Source organism: Pseudomonas sp. B21-017, assembly GCF_024749245.1.
Lineage (GTDB): Bacteria > Pseudomonadota > Gammaproteobacteria > Pseudomonadales > Pseudomonadaceae > Aquipseudomonas.
This window is the reverse complement of sequence record NZ_CP087194.1, coordinates 2,054,115-2,072,270: the sequence shown is the minus strand read 5'-3', so window position 1 is coordinate 2,072,270 and position 18,156 is coordinate 2,054,115. Positions and strand designations below refer to the sequence as shown.

Annotated in this window: 19 protein-coding genes; 11 read left to right on the top strand and 8 right to left on the bottom strand. The window is 58.5% G+C overall.

All coding sequences use genetic code 11. From position 1 onward, the window contains the following. Nucleotides 1-118: 118 nt before the first annotated feature. Together LOY28_RS09280 and LOY28_RS09275 are read right to left on the bottom strand one after the other, a co-directional pair. The gene (locus tag LOY28_RS09280; RefSeq protein WP_258613389.1) at nt 119-2,344 is read right to left on the bottom strand and encodes a polysaccharide biosynthesis tyrosine autokinase; all 2,226 of its coding nucleotides are present in this window, start codon (nt 2,342-2,344) and stop codon (nt 119-121) included. Nucleotides 2,345-2,389: 45 nt separating this feature from the next. Then, the gene (locus tag LOY28_RS09275; RefSeq protein ID WP_258613388.1) at nt 2,390-2,830 is read right to left on the bottom strand and encodes a low molecular weight protein-tyrosine-phosphatase; all 441 of its coding nucleotides are present in this window, start codon (nt 2,828-2,830) and stop codon (nt 2,390-2,392) included. A 659-nt stretch (nt 2,831-3,489) separates the two neighbouring features. Here LOY28_RS09275 and galU point away from each other — a divergent pair. From galU to rfaH, 3 genes are read left to right on the top strand one after another with little or no spacing between them, the layout of a single operon-like run. Further along, nucleotides 3,490-4,323 carry a UTP--glucose-1-phosphate uridylyltransferase GalU gene (gene galU, locus LOY28_RS09270; protein WP_018928284.1) on the top strand — a complete coding sequence of 278 codons (834 nt, stop codon included), beginning with the start codon at nt 3,490-3,492 and terminating at the stop codon, nt 4,321-4,323. Between the two features lie 49 nt (nt 4,324-4,372). Continuing rightward, a complete protein-coding gene (locus tag LOY28_RS09265) occupies nt 4,373-4,804 on the top strand; it encodes a hypothetical protein (protein WP_018928285.1) in 432 nt (143 codons plus the stop codon). Next, complete coding sequence (gene rfaH, locus LOY28_RS09260) at nt 4,801-5,307, top strand: transcription/translation regulatory transformer protein RfaH (protein WP_018928286.1); 507 nt, start codon at nt 4,801-4,803, stop codon at nt 5,305-5,307. Before LOY28_RS09265 ends, rfaH begins: the two co-directional genes overlap by 4 nt. Nucleotides 5,308-5,376: 69 nt before the next feature. On the opposite strand, the gene LOY28_RS09255 is transcribed toward rfaH, so the two are convergent. Then, the gene (locus tag LOY28_RS09255) at nt 5,377-6,213 is read right to left on the bottom strand and encodes an undecaprenyl-diphosphate phosphatase (protein ID WP_018928287.1); all 837 of its coding nucleotides are present in this window, start codon (nt 6,211-6,213) and stop codon (nt 5,377-5,379) included. Nucleotides 6,214-6,593: 380 nt separating this feature from the next. Here LOY28_RS09255 and LOY28_RS09250 point away from each other — a divergent pair, with 380 nt between their 5' ends. Next, complete coding sequence (locus tag LOY28_RS09250) at nt 6,594-7,010, top strand: hypothetical protein (RefSeq protein WP_018928288.1); 417 nt, start codon at nt 6,594-6,596, stop codon at nt 7,008-7,010. Here LOY28_RS09250 and LOY28_RS09245 read toward each other — a convergent pair. The 5 genes from LOY28_RS09245 to LOY28_RS09225 all read right to left on the bottom strand — a co-directional run bounded on the left by LOY28_RS09245 (nt 7,004) and on the right by LOY28_RS09225 (nt 11,677). Next, nucleotides 7,004-7,906, bottom strand: coding sequence for a universal stress protein (locus tag LOY28_RS09245; RefSeq protein WP_018928289.1), 903 nt, complete (start codon nt 7,904-7,906; stop codon nt 7,004-7,006). The genes LOY28_RS09250 and LOY28_RS09245 overlap by 7 nt on opposite strands. Nucleotides 7,907-8,095: 189 nt before the next feature. After that, complete coding sequence (locus tag LOY28_RS09240; RefSeq protein ID WP_018928290.1) at nt 8,096-8,695, bottom strand: trypsin-like peptidase domain-containing protein; 600 nt, start codon at nt 8,693-8,695, stop codon at nt 8,096-8,098. Nucleotides 8,696-9,033: 338 nt separating this feature from the next. Continuing rightward, nucleotides 9,034-10,254, bottom strand: coding sequence for an organoarsenical effux MFS transporter ArsJ (arsJ, locus tag LOY28_RS09235; protein WP_230138965.1), 1,221 nt, complete (start codon nt 10,252-10,254; stop codon nt 9,034-9,036). Nucleotides 10,255-10,263: 9 nt separating this feature from the next. After that, complete coding sequence (locus tag LOY28_RS09230; protein WP_018928292.1) at nt 10,264-11,268, bottom strand: ArsJ-associated glyceraldehyde-3-phosphate dehydrogenase; 1,005 nt, start codon at nt 11,266-11,268, stop codon at nt 10,264-10,266. A 43-nt stretch (nt 11,269-11,311) separates the two neighbouring features. Next, nucleotides 11,312-11,677: a metalloregulator ArsR/SmtB family transcription factor gene (locus LOY28_RS09225; RefSeq protein WP_258613387.1), complete on the bottom strand. Its 366-nt coding sequence runs from the start codon at nt 11,675-11,677 to the stop codon at nt 11,312-11,314. Between the two features lie 222 nt (nt 11,678-11,899). Here LOY28_RS09225 and LOY28_RS09220 point away from each other — a divergent pair, with 222 nt between their 5' ends. The 7 genes from LOY28_RS09220 (at nt 11,900) to LOY28_RS09190 (ending at nt 17,794) form a co-directional block, all read left to right on the top strand. Further along, a complete protein-coding gene (locus tag LOY28_RS09220; protein ID WP_007935506.1) occupies nt 11,900-12,571 on the top strand; it encodes a GntR family transcriptional regulator in 672 nt (223 codons plus the stop codon). Between the two features lie 114 nt (nt 12,572-12,685). After that, nucleotides 12,686-13,618, top strand: a complete 933-nt coding sequence (locus tag LOY28_RS09215) for a 4-hydroxyproline epimerase (RefSeq protein ID WP_111453686.1) — start codon at nt 12,686-12,688, stop codon at nt 13,616-13,618. Continuing rightward, the gene (locus tag LOY28_RS09210) at nt 13,615-14,730 is read left to right on the top strand and encodes an FAD-binding oxidoreductase (protein WP_064616859.1); all 1,116 of its coding nucleotides are present in this window, start codon (nt 13,615-13,617) and stop codon (nt 14,728-14,730) included. The genes LOY28_RS09215 and LOY28_RS09210 overlap by 4 nt, the downstream gene beginning before the upstream one ends. Continuing rightward, nucleotides 14,723-14,959 carry a (2Fe-2S)-binding protein gene (locus LOY28_RS09205; RefSeq protein WP_008074690.1) on the top strand — a complete coding sequence of 79 codons (237 nt, stop codon included), beginning with the start codon at nt 14,723-14,725 and terminating at the stop codon, nt 14,957-14,959. The genes LOY28_RS09210 and LOY28_RS09205 overlap by 8 nt, the downstream gene beginning before the upstream one ends. After that, complete coding sequence (locus tag LOY28_RS09200) at nt 14,956-16,209, top strand: FAD/NAD(P)-binding oxidoreductase (RefSeq protein WP_258614425.1); 1,254 nt, start codon at nt 14,956-14,958, stop codon at nt 16,207-16,209. The genes LOY28_RS09205 and LOY28_RS09200 overlap by 4 nt, the downstream gene beginning before the upstream one ends. 71 nt (nt 16,210-16,280) lie before the next feature. Beyond that, nucleotides 16,281-17,030 (top strand): AraC family transcriptional regulator, encoded by a 750-nt coding sequence (locus LOY28_RS09195; RefSeq protein WP_018928298.1) that lies wholly within the window; start codon nt 16,281-16,283, stop codon nt 17,028-17,030. A gap of 404 nt (nt 17,031-17,434) precedes the next feature. Then, nucleotides 17,435-17,794, top strand: coding sequence for a DUF6124 family protein (locus LOY28_RS09190; RefSeq protein WP_258613386.1), 360 nt, complete (start codon nt 17,435-17,437; stop codon nt 17,792-17,794). The last annotated feature ends 362 nt before the right edge of the window (nt 17,795-18,156 follow it).

Here is an 18,156-nt window from a genome sequence, read left to right as displayed (position 1 = left end):
ATATCGGATTGATCATGCCTATTGGCTGATGATCCGGAGCAGCAGTAAACGATAGAACCCAAGAATAATAGGAGCGCCGTCAAGCATCTGAACTTATAACGCGACCTTTCGAACTTCGTCAGTTTTTGTCGGAGGCGTAGGCATAGTGGTAATAACCATAATCACTGTAGCCATACCTGTTGGAGGCTTTTTTCTCCACGCCGTTGAAAATCGCACCTTTAATGGCAACGCCATTCTGGGAGAACCGACGGACCGTCAACTCGATTTCTTTCGCCGGATTCAGTCCATAGCGCGTCACAATCAGGTTCGTCCCGGACAGGCGCCCGACAATCGCCGCATCTGTCACAGCCAGGAGTGGCGGCGTATCGAGAATCACCAGATCGTATTGCTTGCTCGCCTGCTCCAATAACGCGCTGAAATTGGCGTGCATCAGTAGCTCGGAAGGATTGGGCGGGATTTGGCCTCGACTGACAAAATCGAAGTTGTCGATTGCGGTCTTATGAATAGCCGTGGCCACATCGCAGCGCCGGGCCAGGATATCGGAGAGCCCATTGTCTGAAGTAGCACCCAACACTTTGTGCAGATAACCCTTGCGCATGTCGACGTCGATCAACAATACCCGCATACCGGTTTGTGCTATCACCACCGCGAGGTTGACCGACACGAACGTTTTACCCACCTGAGGACTGGGCCCGGAAATCATCAAGCGGTTATTGTCGGCCTCATGCATGGCGAAGTGCAGACTGGTACGCAAGCTGCGCAATGCCTCGATTGCCAAATCGGTAGGATGAGTGACGGCCAGCAATGAGGTCCCATTGGAACGCCCTCGTCCGCGGGAGACTTTGTCTTCTTCGGTTTTCTGCAGAATGCTGTAGGGAATCGACGCGTAAACCGGCAACCCCAGTTGCTCGATGGCTTCCGGACTTTCGAGCCCCCGGTTCAGAGCCCTGCGTACCAGCACCAAGGCCACTGCCAGGAGGCCGCCAAAAATCGTAGCAACCAATACAATCAAGGCTTTTTTCGGTTTGACCGGTTTGAGGAAATTAACGTCCGCAGTATCGATCACACGCACGTTACCCACGGTCCCCGCTCGCATCACATCCAGTTCCTGAGACTTATTCAGCAGCTGGGTGTAAATGGCCGTACCGACCTCTACATCCCGGGTAAGGCTAAGCAATTCTTGTTGGGTAGAGGGAAGGCTCTCCACTTTGGACGCCAAACTTTTCTGCTTGCTGCTCAACTCACCGATCTGGGTCAACAATGCGCGATAGGCAGGATGTTGACGGGTGAACTTGCGGTCCATCTCGGCTTGCTGCAACTTCAATTCGGAAATATTGGTATCGAGCCCGACTATTTGATCAAGAATGGCTTTGGTTTCTAGCGTGATATCCACGGACTTGCTGCGCGTCTGGTATTCATTCAAGGCATTCCCGGCTTTTTCTAGGTCCTTTTTGACCACCGGAAGTTGCTCTTTGAGAAACGTCAGGCTCTGCGCCGCCTCAGCTGAAGTGCGCTCTACGTTCTGCCGCACATAAATAGCGGCTATTTCATTGAGTGTTTCAATGGCCTGATTCGGATCTGTGCTTTCCAGCGCCAGCCCGATCATGCCCGACTCTTTTCCGCGCTCGGATACATCCAAATCCTCTTGGTAGTCGAGGATGCTGGTCAAGCGAGAATTGCGGATGACTCTGAAGCGAGTCCCAGGATTGGCATGCATTTCCTCTATTTGAAACGTTACGCCATTTTGCTCGAAAAGCTCTCCGGCCCGACTGGCGGCCAATAGGTTGTCATCTTCATCCACCAACGTGAAATGACCATTTTCACCCGCAGTCAGGGTCAATTTCTTGCCCAGTTGCGAGTCGGGGAGATCCAGTTTGAATATCTTCAGCGACTCCCCTCCCCACGCGAAACTGTTCAACCCCAACAAGGGTTCGGCTATTTCACCGGGATTTTTATTCTGGAATCGACGCGCCAGGAACTCACCGAAAACCGGGAAATACATTGGTCGTATGACGATATCAAGTTTCAGGTTATCGACCGTTTTACCAATCACCGCACGAGACTTGATCAGCTCGATCTCGGTCACCGAAGGCGACTCTTTTCCCAACATGCTGCTGACATCGGAGAAACCTAACAGATCGTTCTTCTTCGCTTCGACCTGCAACAGCGCATTCGCCTGAAATACCGGTGTAGCCAGCACTGCGTACGCGGCCCCTGCGACCATGAAGGCGCCTGTAACCGCGGCAATCAGCCATTTATGGTCGATGAGTGTTCCAAACAGGCCGAGAAGATCAATCTCGTCATTGTCGTCGTCCCGCACGTTGACTACCGGTGCTTGCTGCATAAGTCGGATTCTTTGCCTTGATTACGATTCAAAAAGGAGTGGCCATCAGCGTGCCAGACGCTGTGCCCATGCGTGTACGGCTTCTTCGATCAACGCATAAGCGTGCACAAAAGCAGGTTTGCCTTGACGGTAGGGGTCGCTGATCTCTCGATCGTCCTGCCATTTGCCCAACAACAACACTTTGCCCCGCGCTTCAGGCGCAATGTTGAGCACGCCACTGACATGCCGTCGCTCCATCACTAGAATCAAGTCCGCCTCACTGACGGCTTGAGAAGTGAGCTGAACGGCCTGGTGCTCACGGGGCAGATGACCATGCTCCGTGAGTACGGCGTGTGCTGTCGCCTCGATGGGCTTGCCCGTCAGGGCGGCAAGGCCGGCTGAACTGACCTGAATATCGGAATGGACGAGTGCCCCACGCAGCAAATGCTCCGCGGTGGGACTGCGGCATATATTGCCAACACAGACAATCAAAACCCTTTTAAGCAAGATGACCTTCCCCGTCTTGTCAACATTGGCGGTGACCTAGCACTTGCCGAACATAAGAGCTTTAAATTACGAATGAGCCCGGGCACTTATAATGGCCAGGAACTGCGACTGAAACCTTCAGACAATCAATGCGTATTTATTACCATGACGTTTGAACAGCCCCCAACTTTTTATCCCGACAAAAAATAACATCACACTCTTCAGGGTATGAAAATAACAGTTAGCGAATTTATCCGGACAAATTCTAACGGTTGTCGTTTTCTGGCGACCGTTCAATCTAAATTACACTGAAATAGCGAATGACTAATGTATAGCCGTTCCGCTAATGCATTGCCAGGGTGTCGAACATTTGGTTAGTAGTTGGGTAAGGGACGCCTCGGGCAATAACTCTATTTACAGCGGGTTACGTCGCGAGCTTACCGTGGAACAACCGGGCATGCTCGCCGGCCAATCGGCTGCTCAATGCCTCCCCTACCCGCGCCTGGCGAGAAGCATGGCGTGCAGACCATTCGCAGCCCCTGACGCGTTGCGAACATTTTTCTCGAGTGACCGGACCGCTTCGAGCCCGCACTCCCCAGCGTGACCGGTTCGGCCAGCCTGGATCGAACCTTTCCTACTGCCATTAGCCACTCCGTCAGTCTACTTTCAAGGACGCTTCCATGATTCGTAAATGCCTGTTCCCCGCCGCCGGCTATGGAACCCGCTTTTTACCCGCCACCAAGGCCATGCCGAAGGAGATGCTGCCGATCGTCAGTAAGCCGCTGATCCAGTATGCCGTCGAGGAAGCGCGTGACGCCGGCCTGCAACACATGGCCATCGTCACCGGTCGCGGCAAGCGCGCGCTGGAGGATCATTTCGATACCAGCTACGAGCTGGAGCACCAGATTCGTGGCACCGATAAGGAAAAGTTCCTGCACGGCACTCGCGAGCTGATCGATACCTGCAGCTTTTCCTACACTCGTCAGGTGGAAATGAAAGGCCTGGGGCACGCCATTCTCAGCGGCCGCTCGTTGATCGGTGATGAGCCATTCGCCGTGGTGCTGGCCGACGACCTGTGCCTGAACCTGGAGGGGGATGGAGTTCTGGCGCAAATGCTCAAGCTTTATGAGCAGTTCCGCTGTTCGATCGTGGCGATCCAGGAAGTACCCCGCGAGCAGACTCAGAAGTACGGCGTGATTGCCGGCGAGTTGATTCGCGAGGGGATTTACCGGGTCAACAGCATGGTCGAAAAGCCCCGTCCGGAAGACGCTCCGTCCAACCTGGCAATCATCGGTCGATACATTCTGACCCCCGACATCTTCGACCTGATCGCTGACACCGAACCTGGCAAGGGCGGTGAAATCCAGATCACCGATGCGCTGATGAAGCAGGCCCAGAACGGCTGCGTACTGGCTTACAAGTTCGAGGGGCGACGCTTCGACTGTGGCGGTGCCGAAGGTTATATCGAAGCCACCAACTTCTGCTTCGAGCATCTGCATCAAAACGCCCTGTGATGTTGCTGTCCCCCGATATGGTCTTTATCACCTTATGGACGAAGCCTCTATGAATACGTTGAGCGGTTTCAAGGCAGATGACAGTCGCCACCCGTATAGCGCTGACCTTAAGCACAACCTCGCGTACCGCATCGTGCGCGCCTATGCGTCGGAACTGATTTTCCCCCGCGTGCGAAAACCACCGGTACTGCTGGTGGAACGCATCGGCGCGTTCCCCTCCTCCGGGGAGATCCGCCGCCAAGTCAAGGATGGTCCGGCGCTGCTGGCGAGCATCAAGCAGCGTTATGCCCGCGATGCCCTTGACCTCAACGAAAGCAGCGGGCTGAACCTGGTCTTTGCCGACTGGCGCTTCAGCTTGCGCCTCTCGGGCGAGGGTTGCGTAGCTTGCCTGACCGTGGAAAGTCGGGGCGACAGCTCGCTCCTGCAGCGCAAAACCGCCGAGCTGCTGGGGCAGATCGATGCAGGGAGGGCATTTGAATGAACGCGATTGCCGAACACTCCACCAAAGCCTGGTACCTGGTCCAGTGCAAGCCCAAACAAGATGAGCGCGCCGAAGAACATTTGCAGCGCCAAGGCTATGCATGCTTTCGCAAGACCTACAGACGTGAGCGCATGTTGCGCGGGCAACGTCGAGTGATCAGCGAGTCGCTGTTTCCGGGCTACCTGTTTATTCAACTGAGCCTTCAGGACAGCTGGGGTCCACTGCGCTCGACCCGCGGCGTTTCGCGGGTCGTCGGGTTTGGCGGTCAGCCATTGCCGATCCGCGATGCGCTGATCGACGAACTCCAGGAACCAGACAGCCAGGCGATCGTGACCACGCTGTTGAAACACGGAGATGCGGTGCGCATCACTGAAGGTCCGTTCTGCGATCTCGAAGCGGTGTTCCTGGCCATGGACGGTGAAGAACGGGTACTGCTGATGATGAATTTGCTGCAGCGTGAACAGCAAATCAGCCTGCCACTGGCGCGGGTCAACAAGCTTTAGATGCTTTTAGCTGCTTACACAAAAACGCCGCTCAACAACAAGCGGCGTTTTTTATCAACACAGGAAAACCTACGCCCCTTCCGAGAGGTGATTCCAGTCCACCCAACCCAAAAACCACGTCGCCAGAATCAGTAAACCGAAGGCGATCCGGTACCAGGCAAACACCGCATAACTATGGTTGGCGATGAACTTGAGCAACCCGCGCACGGCAATCATCGCAAAGACGAAAGCGGCGACAAATCCCAGGGCAAACACCGGCAAATCTGCGGCCTGGAACAGGTCGCGATATTTATAGCCCGAGTACACCGCGGCCCCCACCATTGTCGGCATCGCCAGGAAGAACGAAAACTCGGTGGCCGTCTTGCGTGACAGGCCAAACAGCAACCCGCCGATAATCGTCGATCCCGAACGCGAAGTGCCGGGAATCATCGCCAGGCATTGTGCACATCCGACTTTCAAGGCATCGGTCCAGCGCATCTCGTCAACGTGATCGACCACTACCACGTGCTCACGCTGTTCAGCCCACAACATGATGATCCCGCCGATCACCAGCGCCACGGCCACGGTGATCGGGTTGAACAGATATTGATGGATTTTGTCGGCGAACATCACCCCCAGCACCACCGCCGGCAAGAAACCGATCAGCAAATTCAGAGTAAAACGTTGCGCATTACGCTGGGTCGGCAAACCCGTGGTGATGTCCAGAATCTTGTGACGGAACTCCCAGACGACCGCCAGAATAGCGCCCAACTGAATAATGATATTGAACGCCATGGCTCGCTCACCGCCAAAGTCGAGCAAGTCCGCGGCAATAATCTGATGGCCTGTACTGGAGATCGGCAAAAACTCTGTGAGTCCTTCAACCAGCCCTAGAATCGATACTTGCGTGGTGGTCCAGAAGTCCATTAATCCCCCGTTAACCCCTTTCGGCTGAAAGGTCTGTTGTTGGTTCCGAGCAGCTGTCGGGTCAACGGAGAATTAAAACGCATTACCTGCCGGCTTGAGGCAAACGTTATAAAACGTCCATGACCAGGGCTATGACCACCTCGACAGCCCTACCCGCCTGCTACGCTTTGCGTTCATGACTGGAGGAATAACCATGCCGGACGATCCTCCCCCCGCCCTGCTCGACGCCGGATGGGCGCCTGAAGAAGAAATTGACCCGGAAGACTGACACTTGTGTATCGCGAATCCATGGCTGCCACTCATCGTCAGCTCGTTGACGTTTTGAGTTTGGACGCGCGCAATGTCTACCCCAAAAATGATCGCCCAAGAGAACATTCCACATGGCAAAGATCATAGTGCTCGCTGGTGACTTCCCGCAGTGCGACGGGGAATATCACTCGGGTACCATCACGCTCAAAACGGCCCTTAAGCCACGACTGGGGAAAAGCTTCCCGGTCTCGGAATTTAAAGATCTAACGATCCAGAACACGGACTCCAACAAGAATATAAAGAGCGCCATCGGCCTGGGCATTGCGGGCGCGATGTTGTTGGGGCCGGTCGGTGCCATCGCTGGCTATCTGCTCGCGGGCAACAACACGGAAGTGACCTTCATGGCCACCCTGAAGGACGGTGGCAAGCTCCTGGCGGCAACCGATAGCGATACCTTCGAGGACATCTCGGCACGCGCCCACAAAAAAAACCGCCCCGGTCGCCGAGGCGTCCCTCGCGAATCATTTAACAACGACTCCATTCACTGATCCGCTGCCCCCGTGACCGCGAAGATGTTGCAGGGCACTCGATACAGAACATGCTCCGTCGTACTGCCCACCCACTTGCCCAACCCCTTGCGATGCGCATTGCCCATGACGATCACATCGGCCCGGTGATGCGCTGCAAAGTCAGCCAGCGCTTTGCCGGGCGGGCCCGCAACGAAGTGTTGTCGCTCGGTGGGCACGCCAAAGTGGTCGGCCAATGCGATGAATGACTGATGCAGAGACTTGCGCACGTCACTGTTGAAGCCTGGCATCGTCACTGCACCCGCGCCTGCGTCGGCTATATGCGTCAGCGACAGATCATAGGCATGCAGCAAATGCAGTTCTGCGTTGCATTGCATGGCCAGTCCGTTCGCTGCCTGGATGATGCGGTCGTTGATGCCGGTGATCTGCGTCTCGGGTTGCGACGGATCGACCGCCGCCACGATCACCCGCGGCAGCGGACACCTGACTTCGCTGACCAGATGCACAGGCACCGGACATTCGCGCAACAGGTGCCAATCCAGAGGCGTAACGAAAACACGCTTGAGTGCAGACTCGTGCTGCACGTCCTTGATCACCAGATCCGGCTGCATTTCTGCCACGTGCCGAAGGATTTCTTGCAACGCGCTGCGGGTTACAAGCACTTCGGTGCTTACCGTGACCCCGCGCCCGCGTATCAGATCTGCTTCATCCTTCAGCCACTTTTCGTTCTCTTGCTGACAGGCCTCACGAAACCGCGCACCGGCGCTCATCAACCCCAAAAGGTGAGAGTCTTCGATAAACACCGTGATGTGCAGCGCTGCGCCAGTGGCTTCGGCGATGGCGACCGCTCGTTCCAACGCCGGGGTGTGACGCATGGCTGGGCCGGCTATCAGAAAGAGTCGTTGATATTGGCTCATGTAACACCTCCAAACGTTCCAGGATATCTAACTCCCCCCAACGCTCTCGCCTGTCACACCACCGACGATTGGCTATCGCCTCAACTAACGGGATCGACACTATCAATATACGCCTTGATTGAATAAGCGAGTGATAGACGCGCCACGTCACACCGAATCCGATGTTCCGGATTCGGTGATGACCCAACACTACTTCTGCGCGTATTTCGTGCCGTGCGAATCGTTAAGCTGTGCCTGCATCAGCCCCCACTCACGTTGAATGATCGAGTAAGGAATAAAGATACTGATCCGCTCAGCGCCCTTTACCCCAGGGTGAAAACTCACATCGTGAAGTGTGGTGGAGAAGAATCCGACATTAATACCGACAATGCTGCCGTCATTGGCGATAACCGGCCCACCCGACATCCCCTTGATCATCGGGGCATCATGGATGGCATAGCGTTCGCCGCTGCCTTCATCACTGTTGATGAAAGGCGCCGGATACACCTTGCCTTGCCCGCTGACCGTTGTCATATACGGGCTCGTTCCCACGGCAGTGATGTGCTCACCCACGCGCGGCGCGCGCCATGACGGATAATGGCCGTCAGCCTTGTGCTTGATGAAGACTAGGTCGCAACCGGTGCTGCAGCTGTATATCACGTTGCGAATGAGTGGGGTGTGGCGGGTGGTGACGGCGTAATCCTCGTTCCATTGCACGGCCGAGGCGGTGTACAGATAGGGCAAGGGAAAGCCTGAGAAGACTGAGAAATATGAATCGTTGGCAGGTCCCGACAAGTCGGGTTTTACCATACCGTTGCATCCTGCAATACCAGCTCCTATTAAAAAGTAGGCCATGATTTTAATCATGATGTTCACCGACTTATAAGGAGATTTTAGTTTTTGTTGTGTCAGGTTTTTAGTGATCAGGTTGTTGTAGTTGTTCCTCGCTGCCTGTTCTGGTGGGTAATGTATGGCCTAGGTTGTAAGCGTGTGTATGAATTAATTGCGCTAAGAACAATCGCTTTTCGTTACATATAAAAAACTTCAAATATTTGGCGCCTGAAAAATGTCACATGCACCAAAATAAATATAAATGGAAGTTGCACTTAATAAGTGTAAAACGCGTGAAACAGTACTTTTAGAGCGATTTAGAGCACGTTGGAATGCCGCGGCAACCTAACAGAAATCAGTGCCGCGAAAATAACAAATGCGCTGGATATCCATAAACACGCTTCCAGCCCGAAGACCTGAAAAACCCAACCGGAGAGCACGGTGCCGATCAGCCGTCCCATGGCGTTGGACATGTAGTAGAAGCCCACATCCAGCGATACGCCGTCTTCCTTGGCGTAGGACACGATCAGGTAGCTGTGCAGCGAGGAATTCACCGCGAACAACGCACCAAAGATCATCAGACCGCCCAACAGCACCCACTGTGGCGACAACCCGGTGTTCAGCCCCAGCGCGATTGCCGCCGGCAGGCCTGCCAAGGCAACAGCCCAAAGAAACGCCGCGCGGCCATCCGGGACATGCCCTCGTTGCTTGCCGGTGATCCGCGGCGCGAGCGATTGCACGATGCCGTAGCCAATCACCCAGGCCGCCAGGAATCCACCGACCTTCCAGAAGTCCCAGCCAAAAACGCTGCTCAAGTACACCGGTAAAGCCACGACGAACCAGACATCGCGGGCACCGAACAGGAACATCCGTGCCGCCGACAAGATGTTGATGGCCCGGCTCTTGGAGAGGATGTCACGGAACCTGGGCTTGGCTTTCGCCTTGCCCAGGTCCTTTTTCAACAGGATCAGGCTGCTGAGCCAGATCAGCGAAAGAACGCCGGCCATGGCCAGCAGCGCCCCTCTGAAACCGATCAGGGCGAGCAATGCCCCGCCGAGAAAGAAACCAACGCCCTTGAGGGCATTCTTCGAGCCGGTGAGGATGGCTATCCATTGATAAAGCGTGCCCTGTTGCCCGTCGGGCACCAGAAGCTTGATCGAGCTTTTGGCGCTCATCTTGTTCAGGTCTTTGGCGATCCCCGACAGTGCCTGCGCCCCCATCACCCAAGGAATCGTCAGCCAGGCGACTGGCACCGTCAGCATCAATAGCGCCACCACCTGCATCCCCAGCCCGATGTTCATGGTCCGGTTCAACCCCAGTCGCGCGCCGAGATAACCGCCCAGCAGGTTGGTGATCACGCCAAAGAGTTCGTAGAACAGAAACAACGCCGCGATTTGCAACGGGCTGTAGCCCAACCCGTGAAAGTGCAGCACCACCAACATGCGCAAGGCACCGTCGGTAAGGGTAAAAGCCCAGTAATTGCCCGTAACAAGCAGGTATTGCCGCACTGACGGCGCGAGGGCTGACAAGGCTTTCATCAACGCTCCTTAAACGGCCAGACCGACCATCCTGGCCAATTCGACGGTGCGGTTCGCGTAACCCCATTCGTTGTCGTACCAGGCATAGATTTTGACCTGGGTGCCGTTGATGACCATGGTCGACAGCGCATCGATGATCGATGAGCGCGGATCGGTGCGGTAGTCGATGGACACCAGCGGACGCTCCTCGAAACCGAGAATACCTTTGAGTTCGTTCTCGGACGCGTCCTTGAGAAACCGATTCACTTCGTCAACCGTGGTGACGCGATCGACCTCGAACACACAATCAGTCAGCGAAGCATTGGCCAACGGTACGCGCACTGCGTGACCATTCAGACGCCCGCGCAGCTCCGGGAAAATTTCCGCGATGGCGGTGGCCGAACCGGTGCTGGTCGGGATCAGGCTCATGCCCGAAGCCCGCGCACGGCGCAGATCCTTGTGGGGTTGGTCGAGAATGCTTTGGGTGTTGGTCAAGTCGTGAATGGTGGTGATCGAGCCGTGGCGAATGCCTAGCGCTTCATGGATCACCTTGACCACTGGCGCGAGGCAATTGGTGGTGCACGACGCCGCGGTAACGATGCGATGTTCCGCCGGATTGAACAGTTGATGGTTGACGCCCATGACGATGTTCAGCGCGCCCTCTTCTTTCACCGGAGCGCTGACCACCACGCGCTTGACGCCCTGGTCGAGGTACGCCTGAAGCACCGCGACAGTCTTCATCTTGCCGCTGGCTTCAATCACCAGATCGCAGCCCGACCAATCGGTATCGGCAATCGCCTTGTTGGCGGAAACCTTGATGCGCTTGCCGTCGATGACAATGCAGTTGCCCTCGGCGCTGGCTTGATCATTCCAGCGACCATGCACCGAATCGAAGTTCAGCAGGTGCGCATGCGTCGCCGCGTCGCCTGCCGGGTCGTTGATCTGCACGAACTCAAACTCCGGCCAGTGCCAGGCGGCGCGCATGGCGAGACGACCGATGCGGCCAAAACCATTGATGCCCACTTTGATAGTCATGTTGGTGTGCTCTGTATCTGTTGTCAGGGATAGGCTTTTGAAATTATCGAACCGGACAGCAGGTGGCTGCCCGTTCAGGGCGCTCACCCATGTCTTCAAGACGTTTGGCATCCGCGCTCAGCCAATGCTGGTTGGTTTCAAGCACGACAGTCAGCATTTGAAGCACCCAGTCAGGAAGGCTCGGGTGCAACCGGTAGTAAACCCATTGGCCTTGTCGACGGTCCGACAGCAATCCGCTGGTGCGCAACTGCGCCAGGTGCCTGGAGACTTTCGGCTGGCTCTCATCCAACGCACAGGTCAGCTCGCAGACACACAACTCTCCCTCGCGGGCGATGAGCAGCATCATGCGGACCCGGTTGTCGTCAGCCAGGCATTTGAAAACAGTGGTCGGCGTCAGAGAGTCAGCCATTTCGGGTCTCGGCGTTTGGGTTTCATACAGCAACACGGGCTTCGCGACACAGGCAAGCCTCATCAATATGCGTTTTGCCGAATATATGTTTTTCCGTATATGCGGTAAAGCAGCAAATCTTCGACCAACACAACCAGCGTCCTGACGTTCGTGCGGTCCCGGGAAGATCAGCGAAAGGATTTCGTATACCCTATCGCTATCTCACTCCAAACGATCGCCGCCGTGAACCTACCCAAACTCAACGCTCCCGACCTTGGCAATACGCCTTCGACCTCGGAAATCATCACCCGTCATCTGCGCGACGCGATCGTCGCCGGGCATTTCGCTGAAGATGAGCCGATTCGCCAGGACGACATTGCCCGCCAGTTCAACGTCAGCAAGATTCCGGTGCGCGAGGCCCTCAAGCGGCTGGAAGCCGAAGGGTTGGTGATGTTCCAGCGCAATCGCGGGGCGATGGTCACGCGGGTTTCCGATGCCGAGCTGGCGCAGATGTTCGAAGTGCGCATGTTGCTGGAAGACAAAATACTGCGCCTGGCCATCCCCAACATGACCGAAGAAACCTTCGCCCGTGCCGAGCGCATCTGTCAGGAATTCATCGGCGAGGACGACGTGGGCCGCTGGGCCGAGCTCAATTGGGAGCTGCACGCCTGCCTCTACGAACCGGCACAACGGCCGTTTCTGGTCAGCCTGATTCGTTCGGTCAACGACAAGCTGGAGCGCTACCTGCGCATGCAGATGAGCCTGTCGGCCGGCAAGGAACGGGCCGATCACGAGCATCGCGAAATCCTCGCGGCCTGCCGTGCCGGCGATGTGGAGCTGGCGGTGAAGCTGCTGGACGAACACATTGCCGGGGTCTGCAAGACCCTGTTCGAACACCTGCCCCACGCCCACTGACGGCTCAGGATGCTGTGCCGATTTCGTCATCGGCACAGGATAAATCCATCAAGCCGGCACCCCGCCGCACAGGCCACTCTTGCGTTCACTCATCTGAACGGACGTGGCCCTCCCATGAAACGCATCACCGTGATCGACTCCCACACCGGCGGCGAACCGACCCGTCTGGTGACCGCCGGCTTTCCTGACCTGGGCACCGGCAGCATGGCTGAACGGCGCAAGCGGCTGGCCGACCATCATGATCAATGGCGCGCGGCCTGTGTGCTGGAACCACGAGGCAGCGACGTGCTGGTGGGTGCCCTGCTCTGCACACCGGTAGACCCGAGCGCCTGTGCCGGAGTGATTTTCTTCAACAACACCGGTTACCTGGGCATGTGCGGCCACGGCACCATCGGCCTGGTGGCGTCGTTGGCGCATCTGGGCAAGATCGGCCCCGGCGTGCACCGCATCGAGACGCCAGTGGGGACGGTGCAGGCGACCCTGCACGAAGACCATTCGGTGAGCGTGCGCAATGTGCCGGCCTACCGTTACCGCAAGGCGTTGGTGTTGCAGGTGCCGGGCATCGGCCAGGTGGTCGGCGATATTGCCTGGGGCGGCAACTGGTTTTTCCTGATCGCCGAGCATGGCCTGCGGGTGGCCGGCGACAACCTCGACGCGCTGACCGCTTATACCTACGCCGTGCAACAAGCGCTGGAAGCCCAGGGCATTCGTGGCGAAGACGGCGGGTTGATCGACCATATCGAACTGTTCGCCGATGACGATCAAGCCGACAGCCGCAACTTCGTACTCTGCCCCGGCAAGGCCTATGACCGCTCACCGTGCGGCACCGGCACCAGTGCCAAACTGGCCTGCCTGGCCGCCGACGACAAGTTGCAACCGGGGCAGATCTGGCGTCAGGCCAGTGTCATCGGCAGCGAGTTCGAAGGCTCTTACGAATGGCAAGGCGAGCGCATCGTGCCGACCATTCGTGGCCGTGCCTTTATCAGCGCCGAAGCCAGTTTGATCATCGAACAGGATGACCCGTTCGCCTGGGGCATTCGCCCATGAGCGAGGGCCTGGTGGCCGATGTGATCGTGATCGGCGCCGGCATCATCGGCGCCGCCTGCGCCCAGGCGCTGGCCCGTCGTGGCTTGCAGGTGCTGGTGCTGGACGCCGGCCTGCACGGTGCGACGGCGGCAGGCATGGGCCACCTGCTGGTGCTCGATGACAACCCGGCCGAATTGGCCCTGAGCCAATATTCCCTGCAACGCTGGCGTGAACTGGCGCCGGACCTGCCCGACGGCTGCGCCTACCGCAACAACGGCACACTGTGGCTGGCGGCCAACGCCGAGGAAATGGCGGTCGCCCACAGCAAATACCTGAACCTGAAAGCCCAGGGCGTGGCGTGTGAACTGGTCAGCGCCAGCGCCTTGCGTCAGCGTGAACCGGAACTGCGCGAGGATCTGGAAGGCGGCTTGCTGATCAATGGCGACGGCATTCTGTATGCGCCGGCGACGGCCCGCTGGATGCTCGACACACCGAACATCCGTCAGCACCGGGCGCGGGTCAGCGCGGTCGATGGCAATCGCGTTTACCTCGATGACGGCCATTGGTTGCGGGCCGAAGCCGTGGTGTTGGCCAACGGCATTCAGGCCAGCGAACTGTGCCCGGAGTTGCCCATCGAGCCGAAAAAGGGCCACCTGCTGATTACCGACCGCTACCCCGGCACCGTCACCCACACCTTGGTGGAGCTGGGATACGTCACCAGCGCCCACAACGCCACCGGGCCATCGACCGCCTGCAATATTCAGCCGCGCCCGACCGGGCAATTGTTCATCGGAGCCTCACGGCAATTCGGCACCACCGACCCGCAGGTCGAAGGCTGGATGCTGGCGAAAATGCTCAAGCGTGCCGCCGAGTACATGCCAGGGCTGGCCCGGCTCAACGGCATCCGCGCCTGGACCGGTTTTCGCGCCGCCAGCCCCGACGGCCTGCCGCTGGTGGGCCAGCACCCACAGCAGCAGGGCTTGTGGCTGGCGGTTGGGCACGAAGGGTTGGGCGTCACCACGGCCCCCGGCACGGCCGACTTGCTGGTGGCGCAGCTGTTCAACGAAACCCCGCCACTGACCGCCCAACCCTATCTGCCCCAGCGTTTCCTCGGAGAACCCGCCTATGCCTGAATTACTGCTGGACGGCCGCGCCTTGAAGGTGGCCGAGGGCACCAGCGTCGCCGCAGCCTTGGCGCTGGGCAGCGACGGATGCACGCGCACTTCGGTCAGTGGCCAACGCCGCGCACCGCTGTGCGGCATGGGCATTTGCCAGGAATGCCGGGTGACCATCGACGGCCGGCGACGCCTGGCCTGCCAGACACTGTGCCGCGACGGCATGCAGGTGCAGACATGCCCATGAACGAATACGCCGATCTGCTGATCATCGGAGCCGGCCCCGCCGGCATGGCCGCTGCTCTTGCCGCTGCCCCCAGTGGCGCACGCATCGTCATGCTCGACGACAATCCGCTGCCGGGCGGGCAAATCTGGCGTGACGGCCCTCAAGCCAATGTGCCCGACCAGGCCCGTCGCCTGCGTGAACGTTTGCAGGCGTGCAGCAACATCCGCCGTCACGCTGGCACTCGGGTGATCGCCAGTCCCGGTCCGAAACAGCTGCTGGTCGAAAATGACGATGACGGCTGGCTGATCAGTTATCACCGATTGATTCTGTGCACCGGCGCCCGCGAGTTGCTGCTGCCCTTCCCCGGCTGGACGTTGCCCGGCGTGACCGGCGCTGGTGGCTTGCAGGCGCTGATCAAGGCGGGCCTGCCGGTGCAGGGTGAGCGCGTGGTGATCGCCGGCAGCGGCCCGCTGTTGCTGGCCAGTGCCGCCACGGCGAAAAAACACGGCGCGCAGATCCAGCGCATCGCCGAGCAAGCCTCGCGCACCGCCGTCGCCGGTTTCGCCGCGCAACTGCCCCGCTGGCCTGGCAAATGGCTGCAATCGTTCAGCCTGTTCGACCGCCATTACCGCACCGCGACGCATGTGCTGGCCGCCCTTGGCACTGATCGGCTGGAAGGTGTGCGCCTGCAACAGCAGGGCAAAATCGTCGAACTGGCCTGTGATCGGCTGGCCTGTGGTTTCGGCTTGATCCCGAACATTCAATTGGGCCAGGCACTGGGTTACGCCATCGAGGGTCTGGCGTTGGCCGTGGATGCCTGGCAGGCCAGTCGCGTCGATCATTATGCGGCGGGAGAATGCACCGGGTTTGGTGGCAGTGAACTGGCGTTGGTCGAAGGTGCCATTGCGGGCCACGCGGCGGTCGGTGACCTTGAAGCGGCACGCCAGTTGTGGCCACGTCGGGCACGCTGGCAGGGTTTCGCCAAGGCACTGAATCAGGCCTTCGCCCTCGACCCACAACTCAAATCCCTGGCCCGCCCCGACACCCTGGTCTGCCGCTGCGAAGACGTGCCCTACGGCGCATTGACCGGGCACACCGACTGGCGCGAAGCCAAGCTGGCCAGTCGCTGTGGCATGGGCGCCTGTCAGGGCCGGGTGTGTGGCGGTGCGGTGCAGCACCTGTTTGGCTGGCAATCCTCGGCGCCCCGCCCGCCCTTCAGCCCGGCACGCATCGAGACCTTGATGTGCCTGGACGACACCCCGCCGGCCTGAAACCCCCTCGGGGGTTTCAGCCGCGCTGTCGAGCCTCTATGATCCCGGGGTCGCCCTCAGACCCCAGCGCCATGTACCCCTCGCTCAGCACCTTCAAACCCTGCGACCTGCCCACGCTGTTGAACAGCCTGCAGCCGATTGCGCCGCTGCTCGACACCCTGGCGGACGTGGTGTTTTTCATCAAGGACCGCGAAGCCCGCTATGCCTTCGTCAACCAGACCCTGGCCCGGCGTTGCGGTTTCAAACATAGCGAGGATCTGCTGGGGCTCACCGCCGAGATGGTCTTCCCGGAACGCTTCGGCCCGCTGTACACCGAACAGGATCGGCGGGTGCTGTCCAGCGGTCGCGAGATGGCCGACCAACTGGAACTGCACCTGTATTACGGCAACCAGCCGATCTGGTGCCTGACCCACAAACTCGCCTTGAAGGATGAACAGGGTCACATCGTGGGCCTGGCCGGGATCTCCCGCGACCTGCAATCGCCGCAGTCCAATCACCCCGCGTTCCAGAAACTCGCCGCCGTGGACGCGCACATCCGCAGCCACTTCGCCCGCCCCATCAGCCTCGCCGAACTGACCGCCATCGCCGGTTACTCCGTGGCGCAACTGGAGCGTCACTGCAAGCGGGTGTTCCAGCTCACGCCACGGCAGATGATCAACAAGGCGCGCCTGGAAGAAGGTTCGCGGCTGTTGCTGCACACCGAGTTGCCGATCACCGAGATCGCCTTGCGCTGCGGTTACACCGACCACAGTGCGTTCAGCCGGCAGTTTCGTGCGTTGACCGGTTTGTCGCCGAGTCAGTATCGCGATACTCAGCGCTAAGGATCGTTCCCACGCGGAGCATGGGAATGATCAACCCACAGTAAGACCAATAAACAGGCGATGTTTAATAGACATCTCCAGACACTCACCCAGGCTACACATCCTTGCGCCTCTGCCTACGACTACGCCAGAATCCGCCGGCTAGTGCGCCTGTGGCCTGGGCTATATCGTTTCCCTGTCGCTGAAAAAAACAGCGATCGGGTTTGGTAGCCCGGTTTTCTGGCGCATAGCGCGACCTAATGCAGAGACTGTTTTCGTCTCCTGTTTTTATGGTGGCTATGCGTAGGGCGCTCTCGGGCGCGCCGGGTTGCCAGATGACCGGTCTACCAACCTGCGTATGGCCACCACCTCTTCGTTTGGTAGCGAAGGTGATGGCTCCACTTTTAATATCTGGAGCTCCATCTATGTTCAAACCAACGCCAAATCCTCCGGAAACCGACGACGTTTCCCCCTACGAAACCCCCGATTCGAAAAAACTCAACGAAGCCGCCGAGCGCGCCCTCGACCATTACCTCAAACCACCCACCCCCAAAGTCACCCAGCGCAAACCCAGCACCATTTACCATGTCGGTGAGAAAGTCGATAACGAAACCCTGCTGGTCAACGCCTGCGAATCCCTGGCGTCAGCGAGCATGATGCTCACTGAATTCGCCGGGTTGATGGACATGCCCCATCGCAACATCATGTTGGGGATTCAATCGGTGGTCATGCTCGGGGAGCTGGCGGTGAATCGAGTGCTGGATAACCTCGATCCGCAGGGCTGACGAAAGTCTGTAGTGAGAGCACTTATTGTGGCGAGGGAGCTTGCTCCCGCTCGGCTGCGCAGCAGTCGCAAAACCGGCATATGCGGTGTGCCAGAAAAATGCGGTTGCTGGATTTGGGGCTGCTTCGCAACCCAGCGGGAGCAAGCTCCCTCGCCACATGGGTGTGTCAGAGCACGGGGTGATCGCAGGGCGCCGATGTTCCCTAAAGGGGCGCCCCGCACAACCATTGCTCCCATCTGTAACACCCACCATCGCGGCCCCCGCCCCTCACGGCGTCACTCTGACGCACCGCAACACCTCTACTCCAAGGCCTGCCAACAAATTCACGCCTCGGCCTGGAAACGGGCACGTTGATTGCTATA